The organism is Sphaerisporangium sp. NPDC051011, from assembly GCF_040653595.1.
In the GTDB taxonomy this organism is placed as follows: Bacteria; Actinomycetota; Actinomycetes; order Streptosporangiales; family Streptosporangiaceae; genus Sphaerisporangium.
The window spans coordinates 22,839-42,998 of sequence record NZ_JBFAGG010000029.1 but is presented as its reverse complement, the minus strand read 5'-3'; the positions used below and the strand labels follow the sequence as shown (position 1 = coordinate 42,998).

18 protein-coding genes are annotated in these 20,160 nt (G+C 69.8%); 10 read left to right on the top strand and 8 right to left on the bottom strand.

What is annotated here, in order from left to right:
* Nucleotides 1-1,530: an aldehyde dehydrogenase family protein gene (locus AB0H21_RS39305; RefSeq protein WP_358526905.1), complete on the top strand. Its 1,530-nt coding sequence runs from the start codon at nucleotides 1-3 to the stop codon at nucleotides 1,528-1,530.
* On the opposite strand, the gene AB0H21_RS39300 is transcribed toward AB0H21_RS39305, so the two are convergent.
* Nucleotides 1,517-2,041: a helix-turn-helix domain-containing protein gene (locus tag AB0H21_RS39300; protein WP_358526903.1), complete on the bottom strand. Its 525-nt coding sequence runs from the start codon at nucleotides 2,039-2,041 to the stop codon at nucleotides 1,517-1,519. The two genes, AB0H21_RS39305 and AB0H21_RS39300, sit on opposite strands and share 14 nt — an antisense overlap.
* Before the next feature lie 97 nt (nucleotides 2,042-2,138).
* Here AB0H21_RS39300 and AB0H21_RS39295 point away from each other — a divergent pair, with 97 nt between their 5' ends.
* Complete coding sequence (locus AB0H21_RS39295) at nucleotides 2,139-3,254, top strand: hypothetical protein (RefSeq protein ID WP_358526902.1); 1,116 nt, start codon at nucleotides 2,139-2,141, stop codon at nucleotides 3,252-3,254.
* A gap of 616 nt (nucleotides 3,255-3,870) precedes the next feature.
* Nucleotides 3,871-5,325 (top strand): DUF2079 domain-containing protein, encoded by a 1,455-nt coding sequence (locus tag AB0H21_RS39290; protein WP_358526900.1) that lies wholly within the window; start codon nucleotides 3,871-3,873, stop codon nucleotides 5,323-5,325.
* 158 nt (nucleotides 5,326-5,483) lie between these two features.
* On the opposite strand, the gene AB0H21_RS39285 is transcribed toward AB0H21_RS39290, so the two are convergent.
* The 4 genes from AB0H21_RS39285 to AB0H21_RS39270 form a co-directional block, all read right to left on the bottom strand.
* A complete protein-coding gene (locus tag AB0H21_RS39285; protein ID WP_358526899.1) occupies nucleotides 5,484-6,761 on the bottom strand; it encodes an alpha/beta hydrolase in 1,278 nt (425 codons plus the stop codon).
* Between the two features lie 186 nt (nucleotides 6,762-6,947).
* Nucleotides 6,948-7,601: a response regulator transcription factor gene (locus AB0H21_RS39280; RefSeq protein WP_358526897.1), complete on the bottom strand. Its 654-nt coding sequence runs from the start codon at nucleotides 7,599-7,601 to the stop codon at nucleotides 6,948-6,950.
* Nucleotides 7,602-7,679: 78 nt separating this feature from the next.
* Nucleotides 7,680-10,097: a histidine kinase gene (locus tag AB0H21_RS39275; RefSeq protein ID WP_358526896.1), complete on the bottom strand. Its 2,418-nt coding sequence runs from the start codon at nucleotides 10,095-10,097 to the stop codon at nucleotides 7,680-7,682.
* 112 nt (nucleotides 10,098-10,209) lie between these two features.
* Nucleotides 10,210-10,560: a zinc ribbon domain-containing protein gene (locus AB0H21_RS39270; protein WP_358526894.1), complete on the bottom strand. Its 351-nt coding sequence runs from the start codon at nucleotides 10,558-10,560 to the stop codon at nucleotides 10,210-10,212.
* A 730-nt stretch (nucleotides 10,561-11,290) separates the two neighbouring features.
* On the opposite strand from AB0H21_RS39270, the gene AB0H21_RS39265 reads away from it, so the two are divergent.
* Entirely contained in the window at nucleotides 11,291-11,476 is a 186-nt protein-coding gene (locus AB0H21_RS39265; RefSeq protein WP_358526892.1) for a hypothetical protein, read from the top strand.
* A 7-nt stretch (nucleotides 11,477-11,483) separates the two neighbouring features.
* Nucleotides 11,484-12,311, top strand: a complete 828-nt coding sequence (locus tag AB0H21_RS39260; protein ID WP_358526891.1) for a Crp/Fnr family transcriptional regulator — start codon at nucleotides 11,484-11,486, stop codon at nucleotides 12,309-12,311.
* Here the strand turns inward: AB0H21_RS39260 and AB0H21_RS39255 are convergent.
* Nucleotides 12,224-13,441, bottom strand: a complete 1,218-nt coding sequence (locus AB0H21_RS39255; protein WP_358526889.1) for a hypothetical protein — start codon at nucleotides 13,439-13,441, stop codon at nucleotides 12,224-12,226. The two genes, AB0H21_RS39260 and AB0H21_RS39255, sit on opposite strands and share 88 nt — an antisense overlap.
* 301 nt (nucleotides 13,442-13,742) lie before the next feature.
* Here AB0H21_RS39255 and AB0H21_RS39250 point away from each other — a divergent pair, with 301 nt between their 5' ends.
* The 3 genes from AB0H21_RS39250 (at nucleotide 13,743) to AB0H21_RS39240 (ending at nucleotide 16,437) form a co-directional block, all read left to right on the top strand.
* Nucleotides 13,743-13,937: a hypothetical protein gene (locus tag AB0H21_RS39250; RefSeq protein WP_358526887.1), complete on the top strand. Its 195-nt coding sequence runs from the start codon at nucleotides 13,743-13,745 to the stop codon at nucleotides 13,935-13,937.
* A gap of 812 nt (nucleotides 13,938-14,749) precedes the next feature.
* The gene (locus AB0H21_RS39245; protein ID WP_358526886.1) at nucleotides 14,750-15,181 is read left to right on the top strand and encodes a hypothetical protein; all 432 of its coding nucleotides are present in this window, start codon (nucleotides 14,750-14,752) and stop codon (nucleotides 15,179-15,181) included.
* Nucleotides 15,182-15,531: 350 nt separating this feature from the next.
* Nucleotides 15,532-16,437 carry a VCBS repeat-containing protein gene (locus tag AB0H21_RS39240; RefSeq protein WP_358526884.1) on the top strand — a complete coding sequence of 302 codons (906 nt, stop codon included), beginning with the start codon at nucleotides 15,532-15,534 and terminating at the stop codon, nucleotides 16,435-16,437.
* A 323-nt stretch (nucleotides 16,438-16,760) separates the two neighbouring features.
* Here AB0H21_RS39240 and AB0H21_RS39235 read toward each other — a convergent pair whose 3' ends face one another.
* Together AB0H21_RS39235 and AB0H21_RS39230 are read right to left on the bottom strand one after the other, a co-directional pair.
* The gene (locus tag AB0H21_RS39235) at nucleotides 16,761-17,120 is read right to left on the bottom strand and encodes an STAS domain-containing protein (RefSeq protein ID WP_358526883.1); all 360 of its coding nucleotides are present in this window, start codon (nucleotides 17,118-17,120) and stop codon (nucleotides 16,761-16,763) included.
* A 138-nt stretch (nucleotides 17,121-17,258) separates the two neighbouring features.
* Nucleotides 17,259-18,128 carry an aminoglycoside phosphotransferase family protein gene (locus AB0H21_RS39230; protein ID WP_358526881.1) on the bottom strand — a complete coding sequence of 290 codons (870 nt, stop codon included), beginning with the start codon at nucleotides 18,126-18,128 and terminating at the stop codon, nucleotides 17,259-17,261.
* A 161-nt stretch (nucleotides 18,129-18,289) separates the two neighbouring features.
* On the opposite strand from AB0H21_RS39230, the gene AB0H21_RS39225 reads away from it, so the two are divergent.
* Nucleotides 18,290-19,465: a histidine kinase gene (locus AB0H21_RS39225; protein ID WP_358526879.1), complete on the top strand. Its 1,176-nt coding sequence runs from the start codon at nucleotides 18,290-18,292 to the stop codon at nucleotides 19,463-19,465.
* Nucleotides 19,462-20,124 carry a response regulator transcription factor gene (locus tag AB0H21_RS39220; protein WP_358526878.1) on the top strand — a complete coding sequence of 221 codons (663 nt, stop codon included), beginning with the start codon at nucleotides 19,462-19,464 and terminating at the stop codon, nucleotides 20,122-20,124. Before AB0H21_RS39225 ends, AB0H21_RS39220 begins: the two co-directional genes overlap by 4 nt.
* Nucleotides 20,125-20,160 lie beyond the last annotated feature (36 nt).

Below are 20,160 nucleotides of genomic sequence, written 5' to 3'. Positions count from 1 at the left end.
ATGTCACATAACACCCTGCTCAGCACCGACGCGATCCGGGAGCGGGCGCTGGGCGCCCTCCGGCGCGTCGGCATCACGGCACCCGAAGGCACTGGCCTCACCGCACGCACTCCGATCACCGGCCGGCCACTGTCCGAGCTCGCCGCTACCACCGCGGAACAGGCCGAACAGGCGGTCACCGCGGCGGAGACGGCATTCCGCACTTGGCGGACCACACCCGCGCCTGTCCGAGGAGAGTTGGTGCGGCGGCTCGGTGATCTCCTGCGCGAGCACAAGGGCGATCTCGCCGACCTGATCACCGTGGAGGCGGGCAAGATCCGCTCCGAGGCGCTCGGTGAGATCCAGGAGATGATCGACATCTGCGACTTCGCGGTCGGTCTGTCGCGGCAGCTCTACGGCCGCACGATCGCTTCCGAGCGCCCCGGTCACCGGCTTGCCGAGACCTGGCATCCGCTCGGCGTCGTGGGCGTCATCTCGGCGTTCAACTTCCCGGCGGCGGTCTGGTCCTGGAATACCGCCATCGCCCTGGTCTGTGGTGACACGGTGGTGTGGAAGCCATCAGAGCTGACCCCATTGATCTCGCTGGCGTGCAGCCAACTGCTGGACCGTGCGGCCGCTGAGGCCGGCGCGCCTCGCGAGGTGCACCGGCTGCTGCTGGGGAACCGCGGCATCGGAGAGAAGCTCGTCGACGACCCGCGGGTCGCCCTGATCAGCGCGACCGGCTCGACCCGGATGGGGCGCGAGATCGGGCCGAGGGTGGCTGCCCGGTTCGGACGCAGCCTGCTCGAACTGGGTGGCAACAACGCCTCGATCGTGGCCCCGTCGGCCGATCTCGAGCTGGCTCTGCACGGCATCGTGTTCGCCGCCGCCGGTACGGCCGGGCAGCGGTGCACGACCCTGCGCCGGCTGATCGTGCAGCGAGACCTCGCCGACGAAGTGGTCGACCGGCTCACCGCCGCCTACCGGAAGCTGCCCATCGGTGACCCGTTCGCCGACGGCACTCTCGTCGGACCGCTGATCACCACCGCGGCCGCCGAGGGCATGCGCCACGCCCTCGCCCGGGCGGAGGCCGAGGGCGGCAAGGTCCTCGTCGGCGGCGGTCGGCGGCTGGCGGACGAGGCGCCGGACGCGGCCTACGTGGAGCCCGCCCTTGTCCGGATGCCGGAGCAGACCGCAGTGGTGCGCGAGGAGACCTTCGCCCCCATCCTGTACGTGCTGACCTATGACGACTTCGACGAGGCGATCGCGTTGAACAACGCTGTGCCGCAGGGACTGTCGTCGTCGGTGTTCACCCGGGACCAGCAGGAGGCCGAGCTGTTCGTGGCGGCGGATGGATCCGACTGCGGTATCTCCAACGTCAACATCGGCACCTCGGGCGCGGAGATCGGTGGCGCATTCGGCGGTGAGAAGGAGACCGGTGGCGGGCGAGAATCCGGTTCGGACGCCTGGCGCGCCTACATGCGCCGTGCCACCACCACAGTCAACTACTCCAGCCGGCTGACGCTGGCGCAGAACGTCAGCTTCCTCTGACGCGACAACGAGAAACCGCCACGGCCAGGTCAGCGGGCCGCGGCGGTTTCTCGTCCTGTGCCCAGCCACCGGCTGGACGACGTCGGAGTCTGCGCTCAGCCGGCCCCGAGCCGGCCCGTGCTCCGCATCGCGGCGCGCACACGGTCCTCGGCCGGCCGTCGCGCCGCCTGGTGTGGCGTGATGTTCGCGCCCGCCGCCTCCTCGAGGACCGTTCGCGTGTTACTCCGCAGCTTGGCCGAGATCGTCGTGAACACCTCCCTGGTACGGTACCGGGCCGGAATCCGGATTGACGCGCTCCCCGGGCTGAAGGCCCGGGCTTCCGCCTGTGCCGCTTGTCGGGGAAGTAGCGGAAGTAGGAGCGCCGGGTGAGTCCGGCCCGCTCGGCGATATGGGTCACCGTCACGTTGTCGTAGCCGCGCTCCAGGTACAGCTCGACAGCCGCCCGCTTCAGGCGCTCCTCAGCACCCGGATCCCATCTCGCGCAGGCCGATGGCAATGGGTGATGTCCCACCGTGTCATCAGTGGTAGCCTGCACTCACGACACACAGTGTCATCACTGAGGGATACCCGTCCCCGGTGCGGCCCGGAGCAGGCAGGGAGACGCTCACATGACGAAGACCAGCAAGACCGGCGGGACGGCCGGCGAGAGCAGGACGAACGACGAGGTGTGGATCGTCGGGGCCACCGGCCGTGTCGGCCGGGGCGTGACCGCGCGACTGGCCGCGCAGGGACTGACGGTCGTGCCGGTCGGGCGCAGCCGGGAGCGGATGGTCGCCGCCGGGGCCGAAGCCGGTCTGCCCAGGAACGCGAAGGTGGTCGTCGCCGACTCGGCCGAGCGGATCGCGGACGAGATCGCCCGGGAGCGCCCGCGGGTGGTGGTGAACACCATGGGCGCCTACGCCGCCACGGCACCGGTGATCGCCCGTGCCTGCATGCCCGGCGGCCACTACGTCGACCAGGCCAACGACGTGGCCGCCGTGCAGGGGCTGCTCGCCCTGCACGACGAAGCGGTGCGGGCGGGCAGCACCCTGGTCACCGGCGCCGGATTCGGCGTGCTGGCGACCGAGGCGGTGGTGGCGAAGCTGTGCGAAGGCCGGCCCACGCCGCACCGGGTGCGGGTCGACGCCGTGGCCTCGGTGGGCGTCGAGGCGGGCGTACTCGGTGTCGCCTTGGCGACCGGCCTCGTGGACATGCTCACCGCGGGCGGACGGCGGTACGAGAACGGGCGGCTGGTGACGTCGCGCCTCGGCGCGGACCCGCAGCAACTCGCCTTCCCGGGCGGGGAGTCGGCGAAGTCGGGAGGTGCCGCGTCCGGCGACCTCGTCGCGGCGCATGCGATGAGCGGAGCACCGTTCGTCACCGCCACTTCCGCTCTCGTGCCGACCGCTCCGCTGGTACGTGCCCTGCTCCCGCTGCTCGGCCGCCTGCTGTCCATTCCGGCGGTGGGACGCTTCGCCGTCGACCGGCTCGGCCGGGTCACGGCGAAGGCCGCACCCCGTCCGCGCAAGCACTCCTGGGGGCACGCCGTCATCGAGTGGGCGGACGGCACCCGGCACGAGGGATGGCTCCGCGCCGGCGACGGCATGGACTTCACGGCCGACGTCACCGCCACCGTCACCGAACTGCTGGCCCGCGGTGTCGGCAGCCCCGGCGTCTGGACACCGGCAGCCGCCTTCGGGCCCGACCTGGCGACGACCGCAGGCGGCACCTTCGTACTGGACTGAGGAGCGCCGATGCCCGCCGTCCGGCGGCTGCCGGGGCCCCGGCGAGTGCCCGCGACAACCGCGGGCGCGCACACGGCGGCGGACTCCAGCAAGGCGCTCCAGGACGGCGCTTCAGGACGGCGTGGATGTGGTCCTGGACCCGCTGGGCGCCGATTACAGTCCCGCTAGCTCACCCTTCTGCCGCCAGGCGGGATCGACATCGAGGCGAACTGCTGCAGCCGCTGGTCGATGTCTCCGCGGCCAATTCGAGAAGGGCCGCACCGCCTGATGATCCCCCAGAGCGACGAACTGTTGCTGTCAACAGCTCACTTTTGATGGCCGCCAACCAGGAACCGGTGGGCTTTGTGCCAGAGCCAGTTCCACGTGACCGCTCTCAGAGCGTGACGCCTGTGACCAGAGGCCGCCCGGCAGCACGTACAGAAGCACACCCGACTCAAAGACCTGTTCCACGTCCTGGTCAAGGCCCACGGTAGCCGCCCCCAACCGCTCGCTGGCGGGTGGCGTCGAGGGAGCCGTTGCCGAGGAGTTCGCCGACCAGCCCGCGAAAGTTGGGACAGCGGCGAGCAGAGTGCGATCTGCGAACAGCTTGGTACGAGCCGCGCGCTGATCTTCTACCATGATCGAAATGCGGCGTGTATGGCCTTTGGCGTGCGTGGTTCCTGCGGCGGCGGTTTACGCGATCTTAGGATTGGTCGAGTATGTGCGCTTCCGTACGGGCATCTATGACTTAGTGATCTTCGATCAGGCGCTCCGCGGATACTCCCGCTTCGAGGTTCCCGGCTCGTTCGTGAAAGATCAGTGGAATCAGCTCGGCGTGGCGGTATCGATCCTGGGTGACCACTTCTCCCCGGTCTTGGCCGTGTTGGCGCCCCTGTACTGGATCTACGACGGCCCGCAGACCCTCATCGTCGCGCAGGCGGTGCTCTTTGCGGTCGCGGCCATTCCGCTGTGGAGGCTGAGCCGACGCCGATTAGGAACGACCCCGGCCTATCTGGTCGCCACGGCTTACCTGCTGTCGTGGCCGATAGCCGAGGCTGCGGCTTTCCACTTTCACGAGTACGCCTTCGTGCCCCTGCTGACCGCTGTGCTCTTCGAACGGCTCGACGCCGATCGGCGCGGTGCCGTCATCCTCTCGGCGGCTGCGCTCCTCCTGGTCAAAGAGGACCTGGGATTCTTCGTCGCGGGACTCGGCGTGGCACTGCTCTTCCGCCCGTCATGGCGCCGCATCGGGGCGGCCCTGGTCGTGCTCGGTCCTCTGGCCGTGTGGGTGACGAGTCAGATCATCATCCCGGCGTTCGGCGGCTCGCCCGGCCGCTACTGGTATTACAGTGGCCTCGGAGCAGGTCCGGGGGAGGTCGTCACCCGGCTGCTCACCCGTCCGCTGGATGTCCTGTCAGTACTCACCTCGCCGGGCGTCAAGGTGCAGACGATGTTGCTGCTACTGGCGCTTGTGCTGTTCGTGCCGCTGCTGTCGCCGTACGCGCTGCCGCCCGCGATGCTCATCCTGGAACGGATGCTGGCCACCGATCAACCAGGCTGGTGGGGGACCGGCTACCACTACAACTCCGCCGTCGTCATGGCGTTGTTCTGCGCGTCCATCGACGCCATCTACCGCCTCCAGCGGCATCTCCGCACGGCAACGGGTGCTCACTGGCAGCTGGGCCGCACCTGGGCCGCGGCCTGTGCGGTGCTCGCCGTCGGGCTGGTTGCCGTCTTCCCGCTACGCGATGTCTTCGACCCGGCCTGGTATCGAAGTGGCACACGCGAGGACGCGGCTGCCGCGGCGATAGCCGTTGTTCCCGACGGCGCCCTGGTTGAGGCCGCCAATCAGGTTGGGCCGAATCTCTCGGCCAGGGCCAAGGTGGTCATGTGGCGTCCTATGCCACGCCGTGCCCCATGGGTCCTGGCCGACGTGGCATCACGCCAACCGATCTTCAAGTCGACCGAGGAACAACGGGCCGACGTCGCCGAATTGCAGGCTCGCGGCTACCGGCTGGTGATGGAACGTGAAGGTTACATCGTCCTGCACCTCCCAGAGAGGCAGGTGCAGGGTCGGACCCAGGTCCGCTAAATCCGGCCGGCCGAAGTAGATCGGATTGCGCCCGGCGTGTGAACGCGAGCGGCGGCCTCCTTGTCCCAAGGTGTGCGCTTGGGCGGTGACCTACCCGCCACCGGGCGACTTGTTCCGGCAATTCCATCCAGATGCTTACTTGTCGGTGTATCCCCCGGCTAGCGGGGCGGGGTCGGCGACGTGTATGCGGGCAAGGGCAGCGGCTGGTCAAGGAGGAAGGACTCCAGCAGCGCGGTGTACGTGGCCGGCTGGTCGGCGGCGATGGCGTGACCGGCGCCCTTGATGTAGACCAGCGTCGACGCGGGAAGGGTACGCCGGTAGTCGTACGTCGCCTCCCACTTGATGAAGTCGCACTCACCCCGCATGATCAGAGCGGGTACGCGAACATGCCGCAACCGGGGACGGGGATCGGCCACCTGCTGGAAATCCGCGCTCGTGACCTGGTTGACGTAGAAGCCTTGGCGGTTCTCATGGGGCGTCCTCGGCGGCGTGCCGGGGCATGAGGTGGTGTCCTTCCCGACGAGTGCCAACTCGTGGAATCTGGCGTCGGCTTCGTCGTCGCCGACCAGCGCGTGGGCGGCGCGGGGGTTGATGCCGAGGAGGAGGAACGCCGCGAGCAGCCGCGGGGCGGAGGCCAGTTCGTCGTACCGCTCCTTCTGGGCGGGCGTGAGCCGGTCCCATGGCTCGCCGTCGCCGCCGGGCAGCGCGCCGGGCCACAGGGCTCCCGGTGCGGAGAAGACGACCTTGGCCACGTGCTCCGGATGCGCGGCGAGGTACTGGGCCGCCAGCGACCCGCCCCACGACTGGCCAACGATGATCAACTTGTCGGCGCCGATGGTACGTCGGATCGCCTCGAGGTCGGCGACATGCCTGGCGACGGTGTAGCCCGTGACGTCGGAGAGCCGGGTGGAGCGTCCCGCGCCAAGCTGGTCGTAGGCGTACACCTCGAAGCCTTCCGCCGCCAGGACCTTGCCGGCCGCGGGTATCCCCTCACCGGGGGTGCCTGGACCGCCGTGAAGGAACACCACCGGCGTTGGCCTGGCTTTGCCGTTGGCGGGGGCGTGGACGTACGCGATCCTGGACCCGGTGGGCAGATCCCAGTAGAGGACGCCCGGGGCGGTGGAGGCCGGGCCGGGGATCGGTCCGGGCCGGAAGACGGTGACGGACGCGAGCCCGGCGAGCGCGAGCGTCAGGCCGACCGCGAGAAGGATCGCGGCCCCGCGGCCGCGGCGCGCCCCGATCAGGTGAAACGCCGGCCAGGCGAGGAGGACCCCCGAACCGGTGGCCGCCACCAGCCCGGTGGCCGCGAGCACCGGTACGGCGGCCGTCATGGCCGCGGCGCCGAGAAAGCCGGCGACACCGGCGAGCGGAGCCGCCACGACGCAGACGAGAAGGAGAACGCCACCGATCGCGCGGCGCGGGAGGTTAGATGCCATGCGCGTCACGCTAGAAGCACGCAGAGGACCTTTCTTGGCACTCCGGAACGAGATTCCCCAGGTCGCCACCCCGCCGCACGGCGGATACCCACCCCGCTCCACGGCGGACGCCCACCCGGTGACCCCGGGCGGCGGCTCGCGCTGGTAGGGCAGAGGTGGGTGATCTCGTGCCGGTCGCTGGTCGTGTCAGGGGACGCCGGGACGGACGAGGCCGGTCTCGTAGGCGACGATCGTCGCCTGCACTCGATCCCGTACGCCGAGCTTCCCGAGAACCGCCGCGACATGGTCCTTCACGGTCGCGGGGCTGATGCCGAGCACGGCGGCGACCTCGGCGTTCGTCAGGCCGCGTGCTACCTGCCGGAGCACCTGCGCCTCGCGGGGGGTGAGCACGGCCAGCCGGTCGGTGTCGGCCGGCCCGGGTCCGGTGGCGAAGTGGTCGATCAGGCGGCGGGTCACGGAGGGGTCCAGCAGAGCGTCGCCCCGCGCGACGAGCCGGACCGCGTCGATCACCCGCTCGGGGTCGGCGTCCTTGAGCAGGAACCCGGCGGCACCGGCGCGCAGGGCCGCGAACACATACTCGTCGAGATCGAAGGTCGTCAGGACGACGACGCGGACCGACGGGATCGCGGCGCTGATCCTGGTGGTCGCGACCAGCCCGGTGACGCCCGGCATACGGATGTCCATGAGGACGACGTCGGGACGGAGTGAGGTGGCGAGGGCGACGGCGGCCTCACCGTCCGCCGCCTGGCCCACGACTTCAAGGTCGGGCTCCGCGTCCACGATGGCCGAGATCCCCGCGCGCACCACAGCCTGATCGTCGGCGATCAACACACGGATCACGAGTCGGGCACCCTAACCTGCACCTTGGTCACGACAGGGACACCTCCGGCGGTCACTGCACCACGGCTGCCCTCGGGGTCACGGGACGAATGTCTCTGGCAGCCATACCCGTATCGTGCCGTCGTGGTCGGTCATGAGCCTACCGTCGCAGGCGTCGAGCAGGACGCGCAGTCGCCGCTCCAGGGAGGGGTCGACGGACATGGGACCTGACGACAGTGTGACGCCTTCGCCGGGAAAGGTCACCGTGAGGGTGTCTCCGCTCGCGAGCAGTTCACCGGCGACCTGATAGGCGGCGACCTCGACTGCAGGCGGTAGCGGGCTGCGCGTACCGACATAACGGGCCACGGCACCCCGCCGGGCCGCCAGGGCGGCGATGCCGTCCACGGTGGGAGGCGGGTCGTCACCGTCGTCCACACTACGCAGTTCCGCCAGGAGCTTCCGCAGCGCGGCCAGACCTGCCCTGGCCTCGGCCAGCACGGAGTCGAGGCGGCCCGCGTCGGCCTCCTCGATCACGTTCTGGGCGTGCCGCCGTGCCGTGCGGCGCAACCCGTCGGCGATCCGCCCGCGCTCGGCCGATGCCGCTGAGGCGGCGTCACGGTCGAGCAGGTCGCGACCCTGTGCGGTGGCCGCGCCGCGCCGTCGTCGCCGCGCGGCGACGTACATGCCGAGCGCCCACACGGCGACGCAGGGGATCGCCAGTGCGGTGGTGAGGACCGCCCATACCGCTGGACGGTTGCCGTGGATGCCGTCTCCGGCGGCGAGCACAAGCCCGCCGACGCCCGCGACGGCGAGGGGCGCCGGCCAGCCCCGAGCGCCCGTACGGTGGACGCCGATCGCGTAGAGCAGCGCCAATTCCACCCACCAGGACCACAGGAAGGTGTCGCTGATACGAGGTCCGGGCCAGCCGGCCAGGTCGAGGCCGAGCCAGACCACGAGGGTGGCGAGCGTGACGGTCAGGCCGCGACGCGCCGCGTTCCTCCGCCACCACAGGGGGAGAGCGTGCAGCGCGAACAGCGTTGCCAGCAGCAGGCCCGGTAGCGGCGAGGCGAAGGCATCGGGATCGTCACCCGGCGCAAGCCCCGCGCCGAGGGACAGCGCGATGGCGAGTACGACCAGCGCGGCGTCGAGCGCCGCCGCCCCCCGCCAGTGCTCCCGGCGTGGAGGCGGTGCCGAGCGGGGGGAGGAGGCGATGGGGTCGTAGGGCAGGTGGGCTCGTACTTCCCAGCCGTGCTTCGCCGGGCCCGCTGTGAAGGACCCGCCGAGGCGTGACACCGCTGAGCACAGCCCGGCCAGTCCGTTTCCCGTGCCGAGGCCGGGTGCGGCGGCCGTACCGCCTCGGTCGGTCACGGTGACGACAAGCCCTCCGTGGGTGCTCTCGACGCGGACCCGTGACGCGCCCGAGGCGTATCGCATCGCGTTCGTCAGTGCCTCGCGCACCACCCTGTAGGCGACGGCGCCGACCTCTGGAGGGGCGGCCACGGCCGTGCGCAGGTAGTCGAGGCGCCCGTGTCGGGCGACCAGCACGTCGATGTCCGCCAAGACCGGGGTGTCGTTCAGGGGCGCGGTGCGGTTCGAGCTCGTGAACCGGCTCGGATGCTCGGTGTGGTTCAGCGTCGCGGTGTGGTTCAGGCCGGTGGTCTGGTTCGGGGGCTTGGTGTTCTTCGGGGGCATGGGACCGGGCGAGGCGACGAGGCGGTCCAGTTCGGTCAGGGCCTGGCGTCCGGCGTCGGCGGCGTGACCAATGGCCTCAGCGGCGAGCCGTGGGTCCCCGAGGCGGGTCGCGGCGGCCGCGGACACGACGATCCCGGTGAGCCGGTGCGCCGCCACGTCGTGCAACTCCGCGGCGAGCCGTTCCCGTTCGGCGTCCGCCGCGAAACGCGGTATCGATGAGGCCCTCGCGTGATAGGCGGCGACCGCCGACCGGCCCGCCCGCCTGCGCCGCCTCGACCTGCCCGCCACCCAGAGCATCGCGGCGGCGCCGGCCACCAGCAGCGTGATCCCCGCGACGGTCCTCAGGGCTGCGTCGGCGGCTGTGGCGACCACGGCGGCCACCAGCGAGGTCGCCGTGGCTCCGGCGGCGGCGACCCCTGCCGTACGGTGAACGGCCAGGGAGTAGAGCGCCAGGGTCACCGCGAGTGGCCATACCACGGCGGTGCCGCCCGTGCCGATGCCGAGCAGGGCCGCCGCGAGGATGCCGCCGAGTGCCCACTCGGGCGCGACGCGCCGCAGGACGAGCGCTACGCAGGCAAGGGTGGTGCTCAGCGTCACGAGCACGATCCGCGCGGTGCCGTGGGTGACCCCGGAGAAGTCCGGGGCGAGCACCTGAGCGACCGCCGCGGACACGTCCGGCGATGCCGATACGAGCACCTGCGTGACGGCGAGGAGCGTGGGCAGCAGCGTGTCCTGCCATCTCCACTTCCGCACGGGATCGTGCGAGAGGGCAACAACACCGGGGGCCGGCGGCACGTCGCGCCGCTCCGCCTCGCCGTCCCTCACACCGTCAAGCGTATGGGCGAGGGACCGTGCGGCAGACCCCCGGATGGCCGAGCGGATCAGCGTGATCCTGAGCTGAGCGGCCACCGCGTCATAGTTGAAGCGCTCCCCACGACTAAAGAAGTCGGGGGATTCCAGCCGTCCGGGGCGCCGTCTTCGCGGTGGCTCCAGACGCTGTTGCTTGGCGGTTCGCCTTCCGGCCCACACGGTTGCGTGGTTTGCGCGCCCCAACCCGCACACCCGGCCTGGGCTGTGCGTGCTCCGCCCTCCCGGCGGTGAGGATGTTCTTGGCGGCGTTCACATCAGCATGCTCGGTGTGGTCGCACGAGGTACACCGGAAGACCGCTTGGCTCTCGCGGGACCTCCGATCCACCACCGTGCACACGCTGCACCTCTGGCCCGTGTACGCCGGATTGACACTGATCACATGGCTGCCCGTATACCGGGCCCTACGCGCGCTGGTCAAGCGCTACCAGAGCGCGGGCAAGAAGCTCATGCTCGCGGAGATGGGGTCCATGACCGACGCGATGATGTCCGACTCGGGCCCGCCTCCCCGGTCACCACCCAGCGCTACAACCGCGGCCGCCGCAAACTCGACGGCCACGCCGCCTACCGCATGGCCGCCATCCTCGGCGGCGGCGCCTGATGCCCTGGCAACCAGGCCATGGCCGCCCGGCGACGACCTCCCTCGCACCCTGCGGGCGGGCCCGGTGACGGGCGCGCACGAGGGGCCCTGGCCGCGTCATCGCCGCCGCGCGGTGGCACCGGGGGGATGTAGGTTGCCGTTGAGCTGGGGGTTCGTGGACTTGGCATCCGGGGGTGAGCTGTGCAAAGGATCGCGGGGAATCCCATACTGCAATGGGTTCTACCAGCGTTCCGCTGAGCTAATGTCCTTCTCGGGCGTCTATGTCTCTGGCTGGGATGTGGCGCTAGACGAAAGACGGTCCCTTTCGGAGGTGGAAGCCCGAAGGGCCGTCCTTTCGTCATGCCCCTAACCATTTGGTTATAGATGGGCCTCTCACCCTTCTTCCAAAGCATCCGCGTGAGCTACCGTCCCGATCAACTCGGCTGTCGGCCAGCGCGGGGATCGAAGCTTCCACTGAAGCCCGTTCAGGGCCTTCACCCTTCGTCTCTGAGCGTGCCGGTTGCGGAGCAAGCCCACATCCCAGCCACGAGGTCGGCAAGGAGACGCTTCGATGCAACAGGCTTCCTCGATGATGACCATGGCCGGAGTCCTGGTGACTTTGGCCTTATTCGTCCTCATCGGCTACGTGGTACGCACGCTAGGTACTTCGCACTCACGGCTGGCGGGCGTACTCGCCGCGATAGCCAGCCTTATCATCGCCTTCCCGGCAGTTCTGTACGCGTTGCACGGCGGATGAGCTGAGCATGGCGGGACGTTACACGGCGCCGGCGGTGGATACTCATGGCCCCATCCCGCTCGCTGAGGACCGCAGCACCGCGACGGTCGGGGATCTCGCCCAGCCCAAGGCAAGAAAACTCCCTGTCAGAGCTGACAGATGGCCATCGGGCACGCTGCTCGCCAGTCTCAACGAGGTTTCCAGACAGCGGCTTCTCACCGAGGGAGTACTACGCCAGTTCACCACCGGTGAGACTCTGATCTGGGAGGGAGACCACGCCACCGGGGTCTACGTGCTGCTTGAAGGATGCGTAAAGGTCACCGCCGACACCGAGGACGGCCAAATAGTCTTGCTCGGGATACGCGTGGGGGGCGACCTGGTGGGCGAGATCTCCAGTCTGGATGGCCAGCCACGGTCATCCACGGTCACAGCGGCCGGCCCGACGTTAGTACGGAGACTGTCCCAGTCCACCTTCATCGAGCTCCTCAGTGAGGACCCGGGCCTATCACTGGCCGTCCATCGCGCCGTCGCCGGAAAGCTCAGGGCAATGACCCGGCGTCGCATCGAGGTGACGAACTACCCTGTCCGGACCCGGCTAGCACGCGTTCTCGTCGAGCTTGCAAGCTCATACGGGCAGCAAGTCAGTGAAGGCATCATGATCGGCGTAGCGCTCACCCAGCCGGAGCTGGCGGCGCTGGTGGGCGCTAGGGAGGCAAGCGCGCATAAGGAGCTGAGCCAGCTACGACGTGAAGGGATCATCGGCACTGGTTACCGACGCATCGTCGTCCGCGACATGCCCACTCTGCTATCCATCACTGGTCTAGGACCGAGCGGGCAAGACGAAGTAATCGCCTGATTGTCCGGCCACACCTGGTCATCGGTGACCGTCCGAACGCTTGGGCTCCCGTTCGGACGGTCACCGATGACCAGCACAGACCGAGCGTGAGCGGGAGTCCTTCGAGGCCCGGATCGCCGTGCTGCAGGATCCCGGGAGGAGCTGCGCCAGCGGGCCGAACAGGCCGAGACTGAACTGGTCGCCGCCGGTGGCAAGTGCGTCAAGGGGACGGCCGGTGACCGCCCTGACCGGCGCGCGTCCCCTGCCCGCGCCGCCTGCTCGGCGCGCCGACGTTCAGCCGGGCTGAAGTCCTCGCCGATGATGATCACCTTGGCCAGGCGAAGCAGTTCGCGTTCGGCCGTATGCGAGTCCGGGCTCCCATCGTGCGGGACGGCGGTGTAGGCGCGATGGCGCTCGGACCACAGGGTGGCCACCAGCACCGCGCCGGCCTCCAGCAGAGCGCGCACGGTACCGGCCCGCAAGCCTTCCGGGCCGCCCAGGTAGCGCTGCAGTTCATCCAGCCACACCACCAGCCGCCCTGGCGGATCGGCCGCGATGCCGCGCAGCCGGCCAAGGTCATCGGGGTCGGGGTGCAGCAGCCACCAGGTGGGCACCAGCGCGCGGATGGCCTCAACGGCGTAGCGGGTCTTGCCGGACGAGGAGTCGCACACCAGCACCACCAGGGCGCCCTGTCCGCTTTCGGCCGCCGCGCCGATCACCTGCCGCACCCCGCCTGGCGCGGTGTCGGTATCCCGCTCCACATAGGCAGGCAGTTCCCCGGTCGCGCCAGGGACCTCGATCGCCGCGTGCACCCCCAGGTGCCGCGGCCGGGCCGCCGCCACCCGCACCAGCCCCGGCACATCCGTATCGGTGGAGCTCAGCGCACGCTCGCGGGCCTGCTGCCAGGCCTGCCACTGTCCGCGAGGCACCTGGCAGGCCCGCAGGAACACCTCCAGCGTCTCCACGCTGGGGCGGCCCTCACGCAGCAAATCCGACACGGTCGACTTCGGCAGCGTGCCCTCATCCCGAGGACTCTGCCTGGTCGCTGCATTGAGCTGCTCGTAGGAGCGGCCGGCACGCAGGACCTGCAGCGCGGCGATCAGTTCCGGGATGGTGTGCACCTGGCCGGGATCAGGCACCTGACCGCTCACAACCCACTCCCCTTCCCCCTGCCGGTCGGCTCGAAAACCGCGCCGTCGGCGCGGTGCTCGGGCCGTCCCGCCCGGCCAGGCCGATGCGCCGAACACGCGGCGAACGGTGCCGAACCCGCCCCCAACCCGGGTCGTTCGCCTGCTCATCATTGCCTCCCAGCCTGCCCGATCCCTCACTGGCCAGGGGTGCGGTTCGTCCGGATCGGTTCGCACGTGATGCCGAACCCCTCCCCGGCGGGATGCCCTTGACGGGCGAGGCCGCGACCACGGCGGCCGCAGACCCCTTCTCAAGGAGCACGCGATGGACCTGCTGCCCCAGCTGATCCCTCTGGCGGTCGCCACCCTCAACCTGGCCACCGCCCTGATCACCGGCCGCGCCCACCGCCGCCGCACCCAGCCACACCCGCCTGAAGTCGCCGGCGGTCTCCCCGCCACGCAGTCAAGGCCGGGCCGCCGTCGACGCCGTGGTCCGGGTGGACACGCCCGGCAGATCTGAACCCCCGGCAGTGCCGGGACGCAGAGCACTTGGGAGAGGCAAGAGCGATCTCACCGTGCCGGTCGCGGCCCGCCTGGTGCAGCGCCTGCAGCTCGGCGGCCATGCGCTCGCGCGCGGCCTCGGCCTCGGCGGCGGCGCGCTGTTGTGGGCGTCGACTCGCCGATGATCGCCACCTGGTCGACGGGCGCGGCCCCGGCGACCATGGCGCCGCAGAGCTGACCAGCACCGGCTTCCTGGGGCGGCCTCTTGCTGGGACGGCTTCTGGGGTCTTAGATCTTGCACCCATGCCTTCCAAGCTATGTATCCAGCCGGTAGCGTCAGCACGGCCCCGATGATCCCAGCGATGGCGCCGACCCAATTGGGATCCATTCACGTCGAGGGATGCCCACTTGCCGGACACCCTCTCCTCCTTTCAAGTGGTGCACGAATTCAGTGTTAGACGTGTCATCAAACGGGGCGGCACCCATCCCCGAACAGCGTGCAAGGAGTTTCAGTGCGCTTTGCTGTTGGTCATGACCACACGGTAAGTGCTAGACCACCAGTTACCAACACCTCTCGGCGCAACTCAGGCCCCCTGGTCGCTCGGGTCAGTTCCAGTGCCCGCGCCGGGACCGGTCCCGCATGGTTATGCGCGGCCTCCGCCGAGGCGTGAAGCGGCCGAGGGGTACATGTACCGCATGGCCCAGTGGCCGGACATCGTGGAGCGGGCCCGCCGGAGTATCTCTTACCTTTTCGACAGTGATCAAGCTCGAACACCTTCGTTACGCTGTGTTCGGAATATCAAGAGCAATGACACCGAACAAAGGAGACGCATGAAGGTTGCGCGCCGCGTGCTCGTGTCACTCGCCACTGCTCTTGCCTTGAGCGGCTTGCTCGCAGCTGCCCCGACGCCAGCGCAAGCGGCATTTCCGTGGCCTTCGGTCAGCCCGAGCCCTGAGCACTGGCTCACGAAGTACGGCTGGACCCAACAGCAAGCCACCGACTGGGTCAACGCATGTGCGGCCGGAAGGTTCTGCACCTGGGTTAGAGCTGGTGGAAGTGGTGATACCTACGAGCTATTCCAGTTCTACCGATGCCAGGAATACTCGTTGTCAAACTGGCTTGGGACAACGGCCTACTACAATCACCAGACCGTCCGCGTACAGCTCCTCGGATCCCGGCACGAGCACCTCAGGTATCTGTCGGTCGGACGCCAGTTCATCACGAACTGGGATGCGGTCTGGTACATCAACCTCTGCGCCTGAGCGACGGCGAGCGCGTGGACTGACCGGCCTCCTGGCTGCTGGCGCGGTGGCCTGCACCCTGGTGGCCCAGGTCAGCGACGAGCCAAGGCCGCGCCGACCGCCGCGCTGCACTTGGCCGAGGCCTTCACTCTGCTACCGGCCGGTAATGGGACAGAATCTTGTCCCGCGCGGGCTGAGAGTGGGACATCGTGGCTTATGCCGCGACTGTTCCCCTATCGCTTGAGGTCGGCCCGCGTCTCGTCCACGGCTCGCTGGCGGCGGCAGCGAGCTGCTCGCCGGGTACGGCTGATGCCGGTCAGTCTGGCCTTGGCCCTGACGCTGGTCTCGGCCGCCGCCGCGGTGTGGGCCAGATGGCCGAGGGGACTGGTAACCCCGGCTCGAAGGTGCGCTTCGCCGACGTCGACGCCGACCGGGACGCCGACTACCTGGTGGTCGGCGACAACGGCGACGTCAGTCTCTGGCGGAACAACGACGTCACCACGGGCGGCAGTTGGGGCCCGCAGGTCAAGTACGTCAGCGACCTCAACTCCGCCGGGAGAGTGGAGTTCGCCGACATCGACGGCGACAAAGACGCCGACTACCTCGTCGTCAGCCCGGGTGGCGTCGTCACCGCGTGGCGCAACGACAAGGTCGCCTCGGTGGGCGGCAGCGGCTGGCACAAGCTCGGCATGATCGCCGACGGCGTCGAAATGTTCTCGTCGGAACGGGTGACCTTCGCCGACTACGACGGTGACGGCGACGACGACGACTACCTTGTCGTGTCCGATGCCGGCAAGGTGCGGGCCTGGCGCAACGACGGCGCAAGCCCCCTCCAGGGCGGGGGCTGGGCCTGGAAGTCAGTGGGCACGATCGCCACCGGCAGCACGAGCGAAGGCGAGGTCCAGTTCGCCGACATCGACGGTGACGGCGCCGACGGCTACCTCGCCGTGGTGGGCCACAAGGCCTACGCGTGGCGCAACCACGGCACGAACGCTCCTGGAGGCGGCGGATGGGGACCCAAGACCCAGATCGCCGATCCGTCGCAGGCGAGCGCCAGCGAGAAGACGATGTTCGCCCACATCATCTCCTGCGACGGCCGCGCGGACTACATCCTCCGTGACCCCACCCAGAACAACAAGCTGACCGGCTGGAAGAACCTGGCCGGTTTCGCGAACCGATGGGACGCGGCGAAGAAGGTCGCCTACGGGTGGCCGTCGGTTTCGACGCCGAGATCCACCTGGCCGACCTCTCCGGCGACGGCCTTGACGACTACCTGATCGTCGACCCGCGCTCGGGGGCCGTGCACGCATGGCTGAACAACGGCGCCAACCAGGCCGCCCGATAGTAGGAGGTGACCCGGCGGAGACGGGTGCCCGAGGGGGCCCGTCCCCGCCGGTGCTACGGCGTGCCGTCCCTGATCGAGCACTAGAGGACACTGCGGTCACACACGGGACCTGCGGAGCGCCCGGTGCCGTGAACGTGCCGCGCCGGGTGAGGGAAGCGGCCCGAAGAAACGGACCGGTCGAAAGACCAGCACCGCGCTGCCTCATGATCGAATGCAAATTATCGGTTCTGAATTGAATAAATTATCTGTGCTGAATCAAGGCGCCCGCCACGGTGGGCGCGCCTCGCACGAGACCGGGGCATCGGTCACAGCGGCGAAGTAGGCGGCCGTCTGGGTGATGTCCAGGACACGGCGCAGCAGACCATGGACGTTGACCAGCGCCACGGTTCCATGGACCTGGCCTAACGCATCAACAGCGTGCAGCAGCGCCTCCAGGCCGTGGGAATCGCAGAAGCGAAGTCCGGCGGCGTCCACCACCAGATGCCGGCAGCCGACGCACAGCGCCGCCTCCACGGCGTCGTCCAGGTGAGGGCACGAGGCCACGTCCAGGTCCCCGGCCAGGGCGAGAACGGTGCGATCTTGCCGGTGAGACATCTGGATCGCCAAAGCGGTCATGATCCGATCCGATCCACGAGCGCCGGGTGCCAGGCGATGCCGCTCGAAGACGAGCGCGGGCACCCGTTCTCACGCCCAGGCTATGCCACCGCCGTACGAGGCCATCCTTGCACCAGGGCGACCGTCGAGCCGTCCAGGTCAGCCCTTCATCCCCTGGCGCCACCGGTCGAGAGCGGCCCCGGCCTGGGCGGCCTCGCCTGGGAAGCCGCGCGCCTTGGCGAGCATCCACAGCGCTCCCTGAAGGCGGCGCGCCCGCAGGAACGGCCGCAGCTCCGCGCCGTCGGGGTCCGCGCCGTACGCCCGCAGTGCCGCGCGCCCGTCGAGCCGCCTCGTGCCGCGCAGGCAGGCCAGGTCCCAGCCCGCCGACCCGGCGCAGGTCTCCTCGAAGTCGATCCAGCGCCACCCGGCGGGCGTGGCGAGCAGGTTGCCCGGGTGCGCGTCGCCGTGCAGCGCCTGGGTGGGACCGTCCATCGCGCTCAGCTCGGCGGTCACCCGGCCGAGGTCGTCGCGCAGCTCGGCCAGGGTCTCGGCGCCGGCTCCGGGCATCGGGCCCAGCCGGTCGAGCAGGTGGGCGGTCTCGTCCAGCGCCGGGCCGAGGTACGGCAGTCCGCCCGGATACCCGCGCAGAGCGTCGTGCAACTCGGCGAGAAGGCGACCCGCCACGGCGGCGTCCGGGCGCGCGCCCGGGTCGTGCTCCGCGTACGACCAGAAGGAGACGGCGTATCCGTCCCGTTCGAAGGGCCCAGGGGGCAGCAGGTCGCTCGGCGGGACGACCGGCGCGCCCCTGCTCGCGAGGTAGGAGACGACGGCGACCTCGCGGGCCAGCGCCTCAACGGGGCGCAGGCGGCCGAGCGCGGTGACGGTCGGGACGCGCGCCACGATCGGGGCGGGCCGGAGGTGCACCCGCAGGTTGAACGAGTCCTTCAGGATCACGGGCTCGGTGACGCGCACGCCGTGGCGAACGGCGATCGACACGGCGGCGGCCACTGCCGCTTCGGCGGAGATCACATGGAGATTGTGCCGCTACCGGAGTGACGGCGCGTCAACCACTGGCTTCGCCGGCGGGTTCGTGGCTGGGCGCCAGAATCGGCCTGCCCGTTGCTGGCTATCCTGTGGCACGTCGAGCCAGGCACGGCTCCCCACCACGAGCCCACCGGAAGGCGACGACCGTGACAGCCTCCCAGCGCCGGAGCACATGGCCGGTGACGACGGTGGTGGTGCACGTGGTCCTGGCTCTCCTGACGGTGATCATCCTGGCGGGCGTCTGGCACCTCGGCGCGGACCTGTGGCAGATCTTCGCCGCGGCGGGTGCTGCCGTCCTGCTCCATGTGGGAGCGGTGGTGGCCCATCGACGGCCGTGGGTGGGGTACGCGATCGGCGCGCTGGCAATGCTCGTCCAGGTGATGACGCCCTTCCTGGGTTGGTCACCGAGCATGCTGCCCTCGGCTGTGTGCTTCCCCCTCACGTTGTGGCGGCTGACCAGCCTGGTCTCGGTCAGGTCCTCGGTGGTCGCGTTGGCCGTCGCCGCGCTCGGGATCGTCCTCACCGAGTTGGTGGCGTGGGCCCGGCTGCCCTCTGACATCCCTGGATGGACCCGCCTGGTCGAGGGCGGGCTGCTGATGCTCGTGGTCGGCGGTGTGTGGCTTGCGGCCCTGCTGGTACGTCGCAGGCACGAGGCCGGCCGACGAGCCGAGAGCGAACGACTGGCCGCGGCGGTCGCGGACGAACGGGCCAGCATCCGCCGCGACCTGCACGACGTGATCGCCCACACGGTCACCGTCATGGTCGCGCGGATCGAGGCCGCGGCGGTGACGACGGCGGATCCGGCGACCCGCCGCGAACTCGGCGACATCGCCGAGGCCGGCCGGGACGCCCACCAAGGTCTGCGAGCGATGCTGGCCACCTTGGGCCCGGCCACCGTGGCGCCGCGCGCCGATTCCCGGCCCAGAGAGGTCCCGATCTCGCTCGATGCCCTCCCTGACCTCGTGGCCTCGGCGGCGAGCCCGCTCCATGCGGTGACGTTCGCGGAGGTGGGTGAGCGACGGCCACTGAGCCTGAGTGCCGAGGTCGCGGCGGTCCGGACCGCGCAGGAGGGCATCACCAACGCGCTGCGTCACCTCGAACCACCGGTCGAGGTGACCGTTCGCCTGCGCTGGACCCCGGCCGATGTGGTGGTGGAGGTGCGCGACGACGGCGGCAAGGCGCTTCGCGATGTCGGCAGCCAGGGGACCGGCTTGATAGGGATCGAAGAACGTGTGCGTACCGCAGGCGGCACCCTGTCTATCGACGACGGGGACGACGGGTGGGTGCTGCGGGCGCGGCTCCCCACGAAGGAGCTCCCATGACCGGGATTCATGTCATGCTCGTCGATGATCAGGAGTTGCTGCGGGCCTCGCTCCGTACGGTGCTGTCTGCCGACGAACGCATCGAGGTCACCCATGACGTCGCGAACGGCAGCGACGCGATCGAGGTCGTCCGGCGGCACCGCCTCGACGTGGTACTGATGGACATCCGCATGCCGCGCATGGACGGGGTCGCCGCCACGGCGGAGATCGTCAGGATCGCACCGGCGACCCGGGTGCTCATGCTGACGACGTTCGATGATGACGAACTGGTCGTGGCTGCCATCCGGGCCGGCGCGAGCGGCTACCTGACCAAGGACGTCCGGCCCGCCGCCCTGGCCCAGGCCGTGTGTGACGTCGCCTCCGGGACGTCGGCGCTGGCCCCGGGGGTGGCCGCGACGATCCTCGATCTCGTACGGCAGGTGCCGATGCGGAGGACGGCAGCCCTGGACGGCCTCACCCCACGCGAGGTCGAGATCTTCGGCTTGCTCGCCCGCGGCAGGTCCAACAGCGAGATCTGCGCGGAACTGGTGCTGAGCGAGAACACGGTGAAGTCGCACGTCCGGGCCATCCTGCAGAAACTGAACCTGCGCGACCGCGTGCACGCGGTGATCCACGCGTACGAGAACGGGCTTGTGGGTCGCAACGATCTGCCTGACTGAGATTCCATCCTGCCGGGTGGTGCCGTCTCACCCCTT